The 14855-nt window shown below is 37.6% G+C and carries 18 protein-coding genes and 1 pseudogene; 14 read left to right on the forward strand and 5 right to left on the reverse strand.

Going from position 1 to position 14855, the window contains the following annotated elements; genetic code table 11:
* Positions 1 to 247: 247 nt before the first annotated feature.
* The gene (locus tag AC6CHJ_RS11275) at positions 248 to 661 is read right to left on the reverse strand and encodes a MerR family transcriptional regulator (protein WP_150284977.1); all 414 of its coding nucleotides are present in this window, start codon (positions 659 to 661) and stop codon (positions 248 to 250) included.
* 220 nt (positions 662 to 881) lie between these two features.
* Here AC6CHJ_RS11275 and AC6CHJ_RS11280 point away from each other — a divergent pair, with 220 nt between their 5' ends.
* From AC6CHJ_RS11280 to AC6CHJ_RS11310, 7 genes and pseudogenes are all read left to right on the forward strand, one after another.
* Positions 882 to 1496 carry a flavin reductase family protein gene (locus tag AC6CHJ_RS11280; protein ID WP_498288586.1) on the forward strand — a complete coding sequence of 205 codons (615 nt, stop codon included), beginning with the start codon at positions 882 to 884 and terminating at the stop codon, positions 1494 to 1496.
* A gap of 303 nt (positions 1497 to 1799) precedes the next feature.
* A complete protein-coding gene (locus AC6CHJ_RS11285) occupies positions 1800 to 2216 on the forward strand; it encodes a GNAT family N-acetyltransferase (protein WP_498288588.1) in 417 nt (138 codons plus the stop codon).
* Between the two features lie 75 nt (positions 2217 to 2291).
* The gene (locus tag AC6CHJ_RS11290; RefSeq protein ID WP_498288590.1) at positions 2292 to 2975 is read left to right on the forward strand and encodes an HAD family hydrolase; all 684 of its coding nucleotides are present in this window, start codon (positions 2292 to 2294) and stop codon (positions 2973 to 2975) included.
* 124 nt (positions 2976 to 3099) lie between these two features.
* A pseudogene (locus tag AC6CHJ_RS11295) lies at positions 3100 to 3556 on the forward strand (GNAT family N-acetyltransferase).
* Between the two features lie 57 nt (positions 3557 to 3613).
* Positions 3614 to 4270, forward strand: a complete 657-nt coding sequence (locus AC6CHJ_RS11300) for an HAD family hydrolase (RefSeq protein WP_498288768.1) — start codon at positions 3614 to 3616, stop codon at positions 4268 to 4270.
* Between the two features lie 106 nt (positions 4271 to 4376).
* Complete coding sequence (wrbA, locus tag AC6CHJ_RS11305) at positions 4377 to 4988, forward strand: NAD(P)H:quinone oxidoreductase (protein ID WP_147196164.1); 612 nt, start codon at positions 4377 to 4379, stop codon at positions 4986 to 4988.
* Positions 4989 to 5196: 208 nt separating this feature from the next.
* Positions 5197 to 6174 (forward strand): HEAT repeat domain-containing protein, encoded by a 978-nt coding sequence (locus tag AC6CHJ_RS11310; RefSeq protein ID WP_498288592.1) that lies wholly within the window; start codon positions 5197 to 5199, stop codon positions 6172 to 6174.
* Between the two features lie 24 nt (positions 6175 to 6198).
* On the opposite strand, the gene AC6CHJ_RS11315 is transcribed toward AC6CHJ_RS11310, so the two are convergent.
* A complete protein-coding gene (locus AC6CHJ_RS11315; RefSeq protein WP_498288593.1) occupies positions 6199 to 7188 on the reverse strand; it encodes an EAL domain-containing protein in 990 nt (329 codons plus the stop codon).
* 131 nt (positions 7189 to 7319) lie between these two features.
* On the reverse strand, positions 7320 to 7529 hold the full coding sequence (locus tag AC6CHJ_RS11320) for a hypothetical protein (RefSeq protein ID WP_498288595.1): 210 nt from the start codon (positions 7527 to 7529) through the stop codon (positions 7320 to 7322).
* Between the two features lie 103 nt (positions 7530 to 7632).
* Between AC6CHJ_RS11320 and AC6CHJ_RS11325 the strand changes: the two genes are divergently transcribed.
* The 4 genes from AC6CHJ_RS11325 to AC6CHJ_RS11340 all read left to right on the forward strand — a co-directional run bounded on the left by AC6CHJ_RS11325 (position 7633) and on the right by AC6CHJ_RS11340 (position 11041).
* Positions 7633 to 7884 carry a hypothetical protein gene (locus tag AC6CHJ_RS11325; protein ID WP_498288596.1) on the forward strand — a complete coding sequence of 84 codons (252 nt, stop codon included), beginning with the start codon at positions 7633 to 7635 and terminating at the stop codon, positions 7882 to 7884.
* 109 nt (positions 7885 to 7993) lie between these two features.
* On the forward strand, positions 7994 to 8914 hold the full coding sequence (locus tag AC6CHJ_RS11330) for a S66 peptidase family protein (protein ID WP_498288598.1): 921 nt from the start codon (positions 7994 to 7996) through the stop codon (positions 8912 to 8914).
* A 108-nt stretch (positions 8915 to 9022) separates the two neighbouring features.
* Positions 9023 to 9943, forward strand: coding sequence for a S66 peptidase family protein (locus tag AC6CHJ_RS11335; RefSeq protein ID WP_498288600.1), 921 nt, complete (start codon positions 9023 to 9025; stop codon positions 9941 to 9943).
* 12 nt (positions 9944 to 9955) lie between these two features.
* On the forward strand, positions 9956 to 11041 hold the full coding sequence (locus AC6CHJ_RS11340) for a mandelate racemase/muconate lactonizing enzyme family protein (protein ID WP_498288602.1): 1086 nt from the start codon (positions 9956 to 9958) through the stop codon (positions 11039 to 11041).
* 64 nt (positions 11042 to 11105) lie between these two features.
* On the opposite strand, the gene AC6CHJ_RS11345 is transcribed toward AC6CHJ_RS11340, so the two are convergent.
* Positions 11106 to 11798, reverse strand: a complete 693-nt coding sequence (locus AC6CHJ_RS11345; protein WP_498288604.1) for a B3/B4 domain-containing protein — start codon at positions 11796 to 11798, stop codon at positions 11106 to 11108.
* 63 nt (positions 11799 to 11861) lie between these two features.
* Here AC6CHJ_RS11345 and queG point away from each other — a divergent pair, with 63 nt between their 5' ends.
* Together queG and trmL are read left to right on the forward strand one after the other, a co-directional pair.
* Positions 11862 to 13001: a tRNA epoxyqueuosine(34) reductase QueG gene (gene queG / locus AC6CHJ_RS11350; protein ID WP_150284986.1), complete on the forward strand. Its 1140-nt coding sequence runs from the start codon at positions 11862 to 11864 to the stop codon at positions 12999 to 13001.
* 78 nt (positions 13002 to 13079) lie between these two features.
* Positions 13080 to 13553, forward strand: coding sequence for a tRNA (uridine(34)/cytosine(34)/5-carboxymethylaminomethyluridine(34)-2'-O)-methyltransferase TrmL (gene trmL / locus AC6CHJ_RS11355; protein WP_251647652.1), 474 nt, complete (start codon positions 13080 to 13082; stop codon positions 13551 to 13553).
* Positions 13554 to 13808: 255 nt separating this feature from the next.
* On the opposite strand, the gene AC6CHJ_RS11360 is transcribed toward trmL, so the two are convergent.
* Positions 13809 to 14345: a DJ-1/PfpI family protein gene (locus AC6CHJ_RS11360; RefSeq protein ID WP_498288606.1), complete on the reverse strand. Its 537-nt coding sequence runs from the start codon at positions 14343 to 14345 to the stop codon at positions 13809 to 13811.
* Positions 14346 to 14466: 121 nt separating this feature from the next.
* On the opposite strand from AC6CHJ_RS11360, the gene AC6CHJ_RS11365 reads away from it, so the two are divergent.
* Positions 14467 to 14784: a hypothetical protein gene (locus AC6CHJ_RS11365; RefSeq protein WP_150284989.1), complete on the forward strand. Its 318-nt coding sequence runs from the start codon at positions 14467 to 14469 to the stop codon at positions 14782 to 14784.
* Positions 14785 to 14855: the final 71 nt, after the last annotated feature.

Consider the following 14855-nt stretch of genomic DNA (forward strand, 5'->3'; position numbering starts at 1 on the left):
ATTTTTTAATCTATATGATATCAGACTAATCAAAAACTACTGATCAGAGCAAATGGTAATGTTTTACTTTGAGAAGGCCAAGAGCAATCCAAAACTATTTGTGCGGACATCGTACACTTATAATTCCGTAAGAATTGAGAATCACTGGAGTAAATTAAAAGCCACGAATGTTGATAATCAACGTTTCGTGGCTTTTCTTATGAAAATGCAGTATAGACATATTTTCAAGTAATACTCAAGATCCTACTTAAATCGGTACTTCGTTGCTCTCTTTAGAAAGCTCGAAATAACCGGATAATTTTTCTTTTGTAAGTGAAATCATGTGCTCTAATTCCTGCTGCTTAGCTTCTAGGTCCATCAGATATTTCGAAAGTATTTCTGTTCGTTTATTTAACGTCTGAGTATATTTTGTAGGGTCTTCCCCTAATTGTATTTTTTCCATCACACAACCCTCACGAGTGAATTCTGTAATCTCTTCAAGTGATAGGCCTATCTTCTTTAGATTAGTCAGACACTGTATATATGATACTTCGCTCTCGGAGTAAGCCCGGGCTCCTCCTTCTCTTCGACTCGGACCTTTCAGAACTCCGATTTTCTCGTAATAACGCAATGTATATGGGGTTAAACCTGTTCTTTCTGACACTTGGCTAATGGTGAGCATGTGATGCATCCTCCTATGTAATACTGAATTGAAGTTATCATACACCTTAGAGCTAACTCTAAGTCAAGTATTTATAGTTTTTATAATACCTTCTTGACTTCGAGTCGACTCTAATTTGTATACTGTAGCCATAATAATGTAGGAGGAATTGTATGACTTCTGAATGTATCATTAATCAATCTTTTTTAGATAAGAGATAATCAAGAGAGGATGAATCAACGTGGAAATTATTCCAGAAAACCTTACGTGGAAAGACAGTTACAAATTATATACAGGCTCTATCTTGCCTAGACCGATTGCTTTGGTCTCTACTATTTCAAAGAGAGGTATTCCTAATCTTGCGCCGTTCAGTAATTTTTGCGGGGTATGTCCTTCGCCATTTATGGTGGCCTTTGCCCCCTTGATTCGACCGGAAGATGGTACGAAGAAAGATACGACACTTAACATTGAAGAGACGGGACAATTTGTGATTAATATGGTTACGGAGGATATTGTAACGAAAGTACATGATACATCCATAGAATTTGCGCCTGACATAGATGAGTTTCAAGAGACCGGTCTAACACCTATACCCAGCTCGAAAGTGTTGCCGTATCGAGTTAAGGAAAGTCCTATACAAATGGAATGTGTGTTAGAGAATATGCTGAAATTTGGAGAAGGTCCTGGATCATCAAACCTCGTTATTGGTCGTGTCGTTAAAATACACATCGAAGATACACTATACAAGGATGGAAAAGTAGATTTGTCTAAACTTAAGCCGGTAGGGCGCCTAGCGGGACCGTATTATGCGAAAATGTCAGAGTTATTTACTTTGAAAAACTCCAAACAAAGCTAAGGGAATCTTTTAGAAATAAGACGATTTTCTCTGTTCAGACCGCTCGATCCTAACTTAATTTGCAAACGATGAATAAGCGTTTCTTACATTTTGTAAGAAGCGTTTTTTTATTTATCTTCACTAACAAAAATATCATACACATAGTATGTCTACCTGATTTTAGTGAAGGAGAATTTAAAACGGTAAGGCAAACGAATTTACCATTACTAATCTGTTTAATAGTTAAAGGAAATCTGATCTTTATGTTGAGTTTTACCTGTATAAAAGGAACTGAATAGAAATTGACTTGTGGAGGAGAAAATTTTGCATATAAGTAAACCTAACCTCATTAAGTTAGATGAGATTGTAAACATCGATATAGAGGTAATCGGAAACGATAGTAGACGTCAGTCCATTAAAAAAGCTATCGATGAAGGGAGATGTATAGTAGTTAAAGATAATAATTCTATTGTTGGTTTTTTAATTTATGATACTCATTTCTTTGAATGTAGCTTTATTTCTTTAGTCATCGTTAAACTAACTGAAAGGCGAAAAAGGTATGCTACATCGCTTATTGAGTACTTTATAAGCATTGCTCCAACTAAGAAAATATTCTCTTCTACTAATCAATCAAATAAAAAAATGCAAAAAGTTTTTAAAGCTAATGGTTTTAAACAAAGCGGATTCATTGAAAATTTAGACGAAGGCGACCCAGAAATAATCTATTTTAGAACAGTATAATAATTGATCTATTAATAGATAGACACCATTTTAGATCTGAATGTGAAAGGAAGTTAAATGGAGGTATAGGGGGTAATGATGAAGGTTGTAATGTTTGATTTAGATGGTACGTTATTAGACCGTGTCGCATCAGTAGAGAACTTTATAGATAGCCAATATGAACGCTTTACTAATTTTGTAGGTCATATACCAAAAGAGAATTACACTCAACGTTTTATTGAGCTAGACAACCATGGCTATGTTTGGAAGGATCAAGTGTATCAACAATTAATAAGAGAATTTGATATTCGGGGGATTACTGGGCAGGACTTACTTCTTGATTACAAAAATCAATTTAGGAATAGTTGTGTTCCTTTTCCTAATCTCATTAGTATGTTAAGAGAATTGAAAAGCAATAATATTATTTTAGGTATGATTACAAATGGATATGGACAGTTTCAGATGGATAATATAAAGGCTTTAGGTATCGAACCATATTTTCAAACTATCTTAATATCTGAATGGGAAAGAATAAAAAAACCTGATCCCCAAATATTCTTAAGAGCTTTAGAACAACTTAATGTTTCCCCAAAACAAAGCATTTATGTTGGCGACCATCCTGAAAATGATATAAAAGCAGCCGAACTCTTAGGAATGAAGGGAATTTGGAAAAAGAATGTTCAGTGGAACAGTTTCGAAGGGAATTTAATCATTGATGATTTAGCGGAATTACCTTCAATTATCTCAAATCTGAGTAAGCAAATTATCGAATCCTATTAAGCTATCGGTGCATTACTCTAACAACAGGGTAATGCTATTTTCTTTTGGAATAACTTAAGTAGAACAATAAAGGAGATTATCACCAATAAGTCGTATATATAACTATTAAATAGGAGGGGGTAGCATGTATCATTATTTTAATGGGGTAGTCATAAGAGAGGGAACAGATGGGATTCCTGCTGAAAGTGTTGAGACATTGTTTGAAGGTGCGGGATGGGCAAGGAATACTCCAACTTGGCAAAAAGAGCAATATTCACTTATTTTCAAAAACTCTACCTGCGCATTTACTGTTTGGGATCAAAATCAAATGATTGGTATGGTCAGAGCCCTTTCAGATCAAATTATGGCAGCTAACATAATGGACTTAGTCGTTTTATCAGAGTATCGCGGAAAAGGTATAGCTAAAAAACTTGTGGAGCTTTGTGTTCAAAAACTTCCCCATGGTGATTGGTTTGCCCATACTTCTGCAAACAATTTTAGCTTTTATGAAAAATGTGGTTTTGAGGTAAAAGATCTAACCCAAAAATGGTACATGCGCGTATTACGGCTATATAAAGGCAAGGAAAGATGGGCATAGGTAAATTTATAGTATGTATTGTATAGAAAGGCAGTGTGGTTAATTGAGCGGTTATAAGGCAATGCTCTTTGATTTAGATGATACGTTGCTGAATCGGAATAGAGCAGTAGATAAAATGTTCTGCTTAGTTTTAGAAAAGTGTTATAAGGATGTTGAACATTCAGTACAACAGCAGATGTTAAGGAAATTTAAGGTCTATGACAAAAGAGATTATGGTTATAGCGATAAAACAAAGGTTCTTGAATCATTCTTTGATGATTTCCCACCAAAATATAGATTGCCACACAGCGACATTCAAGAGTTTTGGAATAATCATTTTCCTCGTTGCTTTTCTATAGACCAACATACAATTGATATTGTAAATACTATTAAGAGACATATGAAAGTTGCCATTATCACAAACGGCTTGACTGAGAGACAAAAAGCTAAAATAATGAACACCAATTTGAATAGTTGCTTTGAGATAGTAGTTATTTCTGAAGAAGCAGGCTTTAGTAAACCAGACAAGCGGATATTCGAAATAGCATTAAATAAGCTGAGTGTGCAACCGGAAGAAGTGCTATTTGTCGGAGATCACATCGAAAAAGATATTGGTGGTTGTCAAAGCGCAAATATAAAAGGCATCTGGTTCAATCCTTATATGCTTGAAAATGATACCGAAATAATACCATACGCTGAAATAGATTCTTTGGATAGATTATTAAGTTACATAAAGTGAGAAACGGATTTGAATGTATTCTGTCTTTAATAACCTGTTGTTTTAAATATTGAAACTCCTTTTATTTGGGTATAAATATACTATCTACAAAAAAGGAGAGGAAGAAATGTCTAAAGTAAAGTTAGCAGTGATTTTCTACACAATGGGCGGTACGAATTATCAGCTTGCCAAATGGGCAAAAGAAGGGGCAGAAGAAGCAGGTGCAGAGGTAAGAATCTTGAAGGTTGAAGAGCTCGCACCTCAATCAGTAGTTGAGAATAATGAAAAATGGAAGAAAACAACCGAAATGATTAAGGATATTCCAGTTGCTAAGTCTGAGGATATTGAGTGGGCGGATGGTATTATCTTTAGTGTGCCGACACGTTTTGGAACAATGGCTTCTCAGCTGAAGCAATTTTTAGACACACAAGGCGGTTTATGGGCTTCAGGTAAAACTGTAAACAAGGTTGTCAGTGCCATGACCTCTGCACAAAACCCCCATGGTGGCCAAGAAGCGACACTGTTATCACTTTATACATCGATGATGCATTGGGGAGCTATCATTGCAGCACCTGGCTACAGTGATCCTGTGCTATTTAAAGCAGGCGGCAATCCATATGGAACAAGTGTGACGGTCGGACAAGATGACAAAATGGTAGAAGATGTTGAAGCATCAGTTAAATATCAGGCCAAACGTACTGTGAACGTTGCACAATGGGTTAAGAATGGACAACAATAAAAAAGAAGCTAGCCATTATAAATTGGCTAGCTTTTTACATGCAATAAATATAAAGATTCACACATCCTAAATAAATAAAACTAAAAGTTCAATCAGCAATAAAGAACGTGTAAACTTTTAGATATCTAGTAAGGCTTTATCTATACATATATGAGTATTAACTTGTGCTACTTATTGCTCCAGAATATCGGAAAGGGAGAGACCTATGATGACTGAAAAAGAATTACTAAATTTAATAAACGACATGGCCAGTGATGAACATATCTACAAAGAGGAAAGTTTTACTAACGAAGATTCTCCATCATGGCTTGCTTATCGACAAGCAGAGGAATTAGAAGATATTACGATGATTCCTTATCTTTCCAATTTATTAGAGAAAACGAAAGATCGAGAAACTAGGATGCATATCTATTTTATACTTGGTAAAATTGGAACTAATACTGAGGAAAGGCATGTTGCTGATATTCTACTGAAAGGACTTGAAACAGAAACGAATAAATATGTGCTAGAGCAAATTCTAAATGCGCTTGCAGAACAAAGGAATGTAGAAGAATACTCAACCATTATTATTAAATTTCTCAATGATGACCGTTCCTCTATCCGACATACTGCTATTGAGGCATTAAATGGATGTAAAAATAAGATAGCTGAGGATGCACTCATTAAAATTATTTCAGAATCCACAGATGAATATGATTTAATTTATGCAAGCAGCGTTCTTTCAGAAATAGGTTCAGATAGAGCTATTCCTCATCTTATAAATTTACTTAATCATCCTAAAGGTGATGTTAAATGTACAGTTATAGGGACTTTGATTGAATTAGGAAACTCCTCATTACTTCCGGTTTTTTTAAAAGCCTTACAGGATAGGTCTGTTTATGTTAAAGGCTATGCCATGTTAGCGATTAATAGACATGGAAATGAAACTGCAATTCCAGCAGTAATAGAACGATTAAAGAGTATGTTGAAAAGAAAAAGAAAAAGAAAAATAGTAAGTGATAATCTAATCTTAGGATTAGAGTTCCTTATACGTTACAAGGAAGACAATAAGGAGATCGGAGATTTATATGACTGGATAAAGAGCCGGAAAAGTGAAGTCCTCTTAGAGGAAGAAATGGACTGGATGAATACGCATAGCTATTCTGAAAATATTCACGATAAGGTGAGTAATCAAAACAAAAGCTAGCCTTATTAACAGGCTAGCTTTTTCTTATTGAGGCACAGGAGAAGGCTTTCCAAATAGATATCCTTGGAATAACTGGTAACCTTGTTGTTTTAGCCATTCAAAGTCTTCCCGTTCTTCTACACCTTCTGCAAGAGGAGTAGCGCCTACTTCAATTGCTTTATGTAAAAAGGCCAGGGCTGTTTTTTGTTTTAATGGATCAGCCGCTACGCCTTGTACATATTTCATATCCAACTTTATATAATGCGGTTTGAGAGCAGCTACTGAATCGATGGTATTAAAGCCTGCACCTACATCATCCAGTGCATATTCAAAGCCTCTTTCTTTATAATAAGTAAGTATTCTTTTTAGATGGTCTAGATCTTCTACTTGCTCAGATTCCACTACTTCAAATACAAATTGGTGTGGTTCTATGCCTAGTTTTTTTGCAAGGGCCACAGTTGTTGCTAAACAGTGTTCAGGCGAGTAAATAGAAGTTGGAATAAAATTGATGAATACTTTCTTATTTATGGCGGCAGAGTTTTTAACTGCGTTCATTCTGCATAAGCGGTCCAGTGCATAAAGCCTGCCTCTTTTTTTGGCTGCATTAAATAGTTCATTTGGAAAAATCATCTGATCATTTTCATCTAGAAATCTCGAAAGAATTTCATAGGCATATGTTTCTTCATTTCTATCAACAATTGGCTGGAAGTGGCATGATACTCTTTCGTCTTTTATCACATTATCGACCCAATCACTATTTAAATATTGATCGATAGCAGAAAGAGCTTGCCATGCTTGTTGATCTACTCGAAAGGTAACCTCTTCTGGTGTCATATGGTGATAGAAGAAGTCCATTAACTCTTTCACACCACTTTCACCTACTAGCAATGCATTTTCAGAAGCACTTAGTTTTATCTTTCTTCTTTTCAAATGATTGATGACTTCTTCACGCATCGCAGTATTACGGGTGCCTTCAAGCTTAAATTCATATTCTAACTCATTTATAATACAGCTTTTACACGGCAAATTGCCCACCATCCTCCTATATGTAGTAATTCCTCAGAACTATCATACTCAATTATTTCGCAGATGTATGATAAGTGCAATGTATTTTCTCTATGGAGATAGTAATAATCTAAAAAGAGCCCATCGCAGGCTCTTTTGTATTACCTTTTATTCGTTTGTTGTGTTTTGTTATGGTTGATACTATTGTTTTTATTTTTTGCCTTGGAATCAAACTCAGGACCGAACTCTTCATTAATATTGTCATTTGGATTATTGTTATTGCTGTTGCTGACATTGTGGTCTGTGCTTTGATAGACGTCAAAAGGATTATGAGTTCTCGTATTGATTGTTGCTTTGTTATTTTTGCTCATAACTAGTCACCTCCTCGTTTTAATGTGTACAAAACAGTGAGATTTATGTGTATAATTTTTCCTCTATTTGCCGAGCATAGGGAAAAAGCGATGGAGGGATTCTATGCAAGCGAGTACTAATTCTAAAATTCTTTTTTGCTATAATTGCGAAACAAAAACGATTTTTCATCATCAAGACCTGCATCGACACAGCTATGTTGAAAGTCATTGTGCCAATTGCGGTTGGCTAGAATGGCAAAATAGAGCGGTAGAGCGCGAGAAGGATAAATGGATTATATATAATAAAGAACAAGGTATTGGCATCGAGATAGTGGATATTCCTGAAACAGGAGAATGGGAGCGAAAGAGTGTGTAGGAGCAGGCAATGTCCTGCTTTTTTGTTTTGTGAAGCGAGTGGTTTTGTAGCCAATTTGCCTGTTTATTGCTAAAGTAAAGAAGAAATTACTTGTTTAGGAGCTGCAATGATGAAAATACGTCCAAAACGTTTACAAAAGGGTGATACAGTTGGTATTATCGCGCCATCTAGCCCACCGAATATTGAAAGGTTAACTAAAGCCCTCGATTTCCTCGAAGAACTCGGCTTGCGTTATTTGCTGGGCAATACGATCCAACGCCGGGAGCATTATTTGGCAGGCACAGACCGAGAACGTGCCGCTGATTTGCAAGAGATGATAGAGGATCCAACAATCAAGGCCATATTCTGTGCAAGTGGCGGTTATGGAGCAGCTAGAATAGCAGATCGAATCGATTACTTACTATTGGAAGAGAACCCTAAGATTTTTTGGGGCTTTTCAGATATTACATTTTTACATACAGCAATTGGTATGTATGCGGATCTGGTTACTTTCCATGGTCCGACACTGTCTAGCATTGGACGCGAACAAGTAGCAGAGCGTACAAAGCTCATGTTCAACCAATTGTTTGAGCCTGCGGAGATTTACTATGATGAAAGTATATCGAAACTTACGACCATTTCAGGTGGGCGTGCGCGAGGTGAATTGACAGGCGGCAATCTGACCTTGCTTGTAAATAGCTTGGCAACGAAATTTGAAATCAATACTGATGGCAAGATATTGTTGATTGAAGATATCGGGCTGGAGCCAGCACAAATTGACTCACTTTTAAATCAGCTGAAACAAGCGAGGAAGTTTGAAAGAGTTGCCGGCATTGTAGTTGGCGACTTTGTCGAAACAAATCAGCGGGAATATGAAGATTCACCGACTCTGCATGAGTTATTGGATAGTTATTTTGGCCATATGAATATCCCTGTTGTGAGCGGTTTTAAAATAGGTCATGATGAGCTAAATGTCGGCATACCTTTAGGAGTAGATGCAATATTGGATGCGGACAATAAAGAGTTGGCGATTTTGCCAGGGGTGGAATAAGGCGAAAAAAGATCGGACTTTCTATTGGAGGAAGCCCGATTTTTTTTATAGATGAGATTAATTTCACCCATCATCAGCATGCATTTTTAGGAAGGGGAAATAAAGCGAATGAAGAGACAGGTGAAGAGATTGCAGCGGGGCGATACAATTGGCATTATCGCACCAGCAAGCCCGCCAAATGAAAAGTTCTTGAATAAATCCTTAGAGTTCCTCCAAGAACTTGGTTTGGATTATAGATTTGGGGATTCACTCTTGAATGTAGACGGCTATTTGGCGGGGACAGATGACGAGCGCTTGAACGACTTGCACCAAATGTTTGCGGCACCTGATATTGCCGGTATTTTTTGTGCTTGTGGCGGTTACGGTACTGCACGGTATGCCGACCGAATTGATTTTGACTTGATAGCGCAAAATCCTAAAGTTTTTTGGGGCTATTCTGATATTACATACTTACATACCGCTATCGGAAAATATGCTGATATAATGACATTCCATGGCCCTATGCTTGCATCTGATGTAGGCAAAGGTACATTTCAAGCGAAATCTGCGGAAATGTTTCAGCAATTATTTGCTCCGAGTATACTTCACTATGATGACACATTCGGTCCTATCCAAACATTTATGCCTGGTCAATGCCAAGGCGAACTCACAGGCGGCAATCTGAGTTTGCTGGCCAGTAGTATAGGAACACCTTATGAGTTGGAAACGTTCGGCAAAATTTTATTGATTGAAGATATAGATGAGGAACCGTATCGAGTAGACGGTATGCTGAACCAGCTGCGCTTGGCGGGGAAACTGCAGGGAGTAGCGGGTATTATTATTGGTGATTTCTCGCATGCTGAGCCGAAAAGAAAAGAGTCACAGACATTAGATGAGGTATTTGGACATTACTTTGATGATTTGCATGTACCCATAGTGAAAGATGTGAAAATAGGGCATTGTCAACCGCATTTTGCAGTCCCGCTTGGAGCGCATGCCTTTTTGGATGCGGATGAGAGAACATTTTCAATTCAACCAGGCGTTCGATAGGAGGAAGCCACCTTGAAGATTCAGTCGGTCGATACGTATAAAGTTGCCATTCCATTAAAAAATCCATTCAAAACAGCCCTACGTACAGTCAATGTAGCAGAGGCAATCTATATAAAAATCACACTGGAAAATGGTTTGTATGGTGTAGGAGAAGCACCGCCAACGCATGTTATTACGGGCGAGTCTCTTTCAAGTATCCAATTTGCTGTAGAAGAAGTATTTGCACCCTTAATTATTGGCAGTGATTTGCACAGTTATGAAAGGCTTTTTCATAGGCTGCACCATTCAATGGTTGGCAATACGAGCGCAAAAGCAGCTGTTGATATGGCTATTTATGATTTGCTGGCACAAAGCGCTAACTTGCCGTTATATCAGTATTTAGGTGGCGCCAAGAATTCTATTACGACAGATTATACAGTGAGCGTTAATGCTCCTGAGATGATGGCGTTGGATGCCAAAAAATATGTTCAGGATGGCTTCCATACTTTAAAAGTTAAAGTCGGAATTGGAGAAATCAAAGAGGATATATTGAGGCTTGAAGCGATCCGGCAAGCTATTGGACCCAATCCTAAGATTCGAATTGATGCCAATCAAGGTTGGTCTGCGAAAGACGCGGTAAAAGCAATCCGTGAGATGGAACAGAGGGGACTTGGAATTGAGTTTGTCGAACAGCCTGTGCCAGCACATGATTTGGCATCACTGAAATACGTGACGGATCACACATTCACACCTATCATGGCGGATGAAAGTGTCTTTTCGATTTATGATGCAAAAGAGATTATCCAAATGCGTGCAGCAGATATGATGAATATTAAATTAATGAAAACAGGCGGTATCTATCAAGCCTTGAAGCTTGCTGCATTAGCACAAAGCCAAGATATGATTTGCATGGTGGGAAGCATGATTGAAACAAAGCTTGGGGTTGGAGCGGCCGCCCATTTTGCAGCAAGCCAGCCTAATGTTGAGTATTATGATTTTGATGCACCACTGATGTTAACCAAGGATTTATTACGTGGAGGGATTCAATACAACGGGGCTCACATTACATTTTCGAATACTCCTGGTTTAGGAATCGACGGGATAGAAGGTATATGCTGAATTTTCAAAGGGGAAGAAAAGCACGAATCATTGGATTGATTCGTGCTTTTATATGTGCTTTTCTTTATAGTTCAATTTCTGATTGAATTGTTGAAAGAAGATCTATTGTATAATCTCCTCCATGTATTTGAGAAAACATATTCCCAGCAGCGACAAGTAGCTTCATGCTTTCTTCCTCCGATAAAGAAGGGCGAAGATAGAATAACTGGATGGCATTAGTCGTTTGTTCCGTGACTGCTGTTCGTTTAGAATCAACGAATGGACTCCCAAATGGTCCTTTGTTATCTTTTGAATAGGCTATTCCTTTTAAAGAATTATAACGTCCGTTCAAACCCTCGTATCCTGTATTTTCATCGCCAAGGGCGATCTCAACGTCACCTTGAATAAGGTCTGCATCATAAATTCCTACTGGAATCTCATATTGAAGCGAAAAGAAATTGTTCAGATCTACTGCAGAGTGGAAGGGCTGCAAATAGTTTTGCTTTGCAATTCGTCGTAAAAGGCTTTCCGCTGAGAGTCTATAGCGATTGGGGTCAGCACCAAGCGCCTTCCAGGTTTTACGCCATTCTGATATGCCGGGTCTTTCCGTGACAGGTGATTCCTGTAATTCTAGATAAAGGTTTTCTTGATACAATTGTGTCCGTCCTTTAATCATTTGAGGAGATTCGGAGACGATTATTTTGGTATAATGGATCATGCCGATTTTAAAATCAGGCACTATCGTAGTAATGGATGAGTCTAATCTTATTTTCGCCATATACATCACCTAACTTATCATTTTCTTTAGTTTAACATAGAGAGTGAGTGACATAACAAATAAATGAAACCATTGCAATTACAGCAAGAATTAATCGCCTATGCGAAGAGCATCGGTGTGGATAAAATAGGCTTTACATCTGCAGCGCCATTCAGCGATTTAAAAAACAAGTTACGCATACAACAAGAACTGGGTTACCAATCGGGTTTTGAAGAATCGGATATTGAAAAGCGTACAGAGCCTACGCTTCTTTTAGAGGATGCCGCAAGCATTATTGCGATTGCTGTGGCGTATCCTTCTAAAATGAAAAACGCCCCGCAAGGAAAAAGGGGAGCAAGAAGAGGCATCTTCTGCCGGGCATCATGGGGAACGGATTATCATACAGTTCTGCGCGAAAAGCTAGCACTAATTGAAGCGTTCTTAAAAGAAAAGGTGCCAGGCTGTCGAATCCGTTCCATGGTCGATACAGGAGAGTTATCAGATCGGGCTGTAGCTGAACGAGCAGGCATAGGATGGAGCGGGAAGAACTGCGCCATTATTACGCCTGAATTCGGCTCTTACGTCTACTTGGGAGAATTAATTACAGACTTACCATTTATGCCGGATGAACCGATAGAGGACCAATGCGGAGATTGCACTCTATGTCTTGATGTGTGTCCGACTGGCGCTCTAGTTCAAGGAGGCCAACTCAACGCACAAAAATGCGTAGCTTTTTTAACGCAAACGAAAGGTTTCTTGCCTGATGAGTACCGCGGGAAAATTGGCAATCGTATTTATGGCTGTGACACATGCCAAACGGTTTGTCCGAAAAATAAAGGGAAAATCAACTGGCTGCACGATGCATTCCAACCGGATCCGGAAATTGCTAAACCACTGCTTGAGCCGTTATTAACAATTTCGAATCGAGAGTTCAAAGAGAAATTTGGACATATCTCTGGGTCTTGGCGTGGGAAAAAACCAATCCAGCGTAACGCGATTATTGCACTTGCTCATTTTAAAGAAGAAGCTGCTCTACCAACTTTGATTAAAGTGTTCCAGCAAGACGAACGCCCAGTGATCAGAGGAACAGCCGCTTGGGCAATCGGTAAAATTGGCGGAGACGGAGCAAAAGAAGTGTTAGAAAAAGGGGCACTCATTGAAAAAGATGAAGAGGTCCAATTTGAAATTCAAAAAGGCTTAGATTTATTACTAGCCCAAAAATAAACTACTGCGGACGAGGGGACTCACCGGCTCGACATAAGTAGTCTTTGGGAATAGCAAAACATAAAGGAAGTGTTCAGTGTGTCATTACACATTGTGTTATATCAACCAGAAATACCGGCAAATACCGGCAATATCGCACGGACATGCGCAGCGACTAATACGCATTTGCATCTCATCCGACCTCTAGGTTTTTCAACAGACGATAAAATGCTGAAAAGAGCAGGCCTAGATTATTGGCATAGCGTAAACATCACATACTATGATTCGATTGATGAATTCTATGAGGCCATACAAGATGGGACTGTTTACTATATAGAGACATTCGGCACGAAGACGTATTCAGATTTTGATTACAGTAACTCAGACGAAGAAATCTACTTTATGTTTGGGAAAGAAACGACAGGTATTCCAAGAGAGGTTATCCATAACCCAGAAGAGCAGTGCTTGCGTATTCCACAAAGCGATCATGTTCGTTCGATGAATTTATCGAATACGGCTGCTATTGTGATATTTGAAGCACTCCGCCAGCAAGGATTTAAAGGATTACAGTAAAAGTAAAAAAGGACAGCCATAACAGGCTGTCCCTTTTTATTTACATATTATTTTACAGGTTTGTCCTCATAACCAGCAGTAAAGATAGCCACTAAGAATGACAAAATCACACCAAGAATTAAGATTAATCTCATGGTTGTACCCTCCTAATTGAATGAAAAAATGAAAAGTTCTCTTACAAGTATAGCCTAATTTTTGTGAAAATGAAACGCTATTTGTTTAAGAATTGTGGCGATTAAACGATGGTTCGAATAGTTACTTGTTATACCAACTCTTATCAAACTCCAAATGTAATAACTCACCAAACTGTATTGCAAAATCTATAAAAGAGGATCCTTTAGCAGTTAACAGATTGCGATCAACTACAACAGAAGAATTCGCATATATGCCTTCATTGAAAGTTCCTAAAAAGGAACGCTGGTCTTTCGTTAATCCAGTAGTGTATTTTCGCCCGTTTAACAATCCACTCATCGATAAAAGATAGGGTGCGCTTGATATGGCTCCTATGAGGATATCTCTTTGCTTAAAACGATGCAAAAAAGATTTTAATTCGGCATGGTTAACTAAGTGTTCGAAATCATCGACTCCTGGAAGAACGATGCTATCCAATTGATTTATGTCAATTTCCATTATTGTGGTATCAGGCATACAAGGAAGGCCAGCTTCTCCTTTAACTACTTTATGATCTAGACCTATATATAAGATTTGTTTCTGTCCTTGCATGAGTACGGATAAGAGTACCGATAATTCATATTCGCTAAATCTGGGATATAAAAGGATTCCTGTGTACATATGTTTATTCTCCTATGATTTTGAGTGAGTAGATTTCAACCAAGATATTCCTCACTTTAATAATTCTATATTTGTAGTAAAATTGTATTGCAAATCAATTATGCTATAGTGAGGTGTACATTTGGATAAAAAAGACCATTTTAAAAACTTATTGAAATCAAACTGTATGGATGAAAATATACCTTTAAGAAAAGTTAAATATAATTGTACTGATAAGAATGTTTATATCCGTATTAAAAATGATATAAAAAGAGATGTAGAGTTAGATGTCATAGAAATTTTAAGCAAAATACTTACAGTTTTAGTAACCTTAAAAGTAGATTTTAATCACTATTACAGTTTATATCCACATAAAAAAGGGCTAGACGAATTTGTAATAGTATTTAAAAAAGAAGATTATTTAAATTTGAATTTAAAGCTAGAAACAGGAGACTTTTAAGTTGAAAGCCCCACTTTATTTCCACCTTTTTTTTTTGTTAAAGAGGGGCTATTATTGGCCTCTAATATTTA

This window comes from Rummeliibacillus sp. GQ308 (assembly GCF_059759115.1).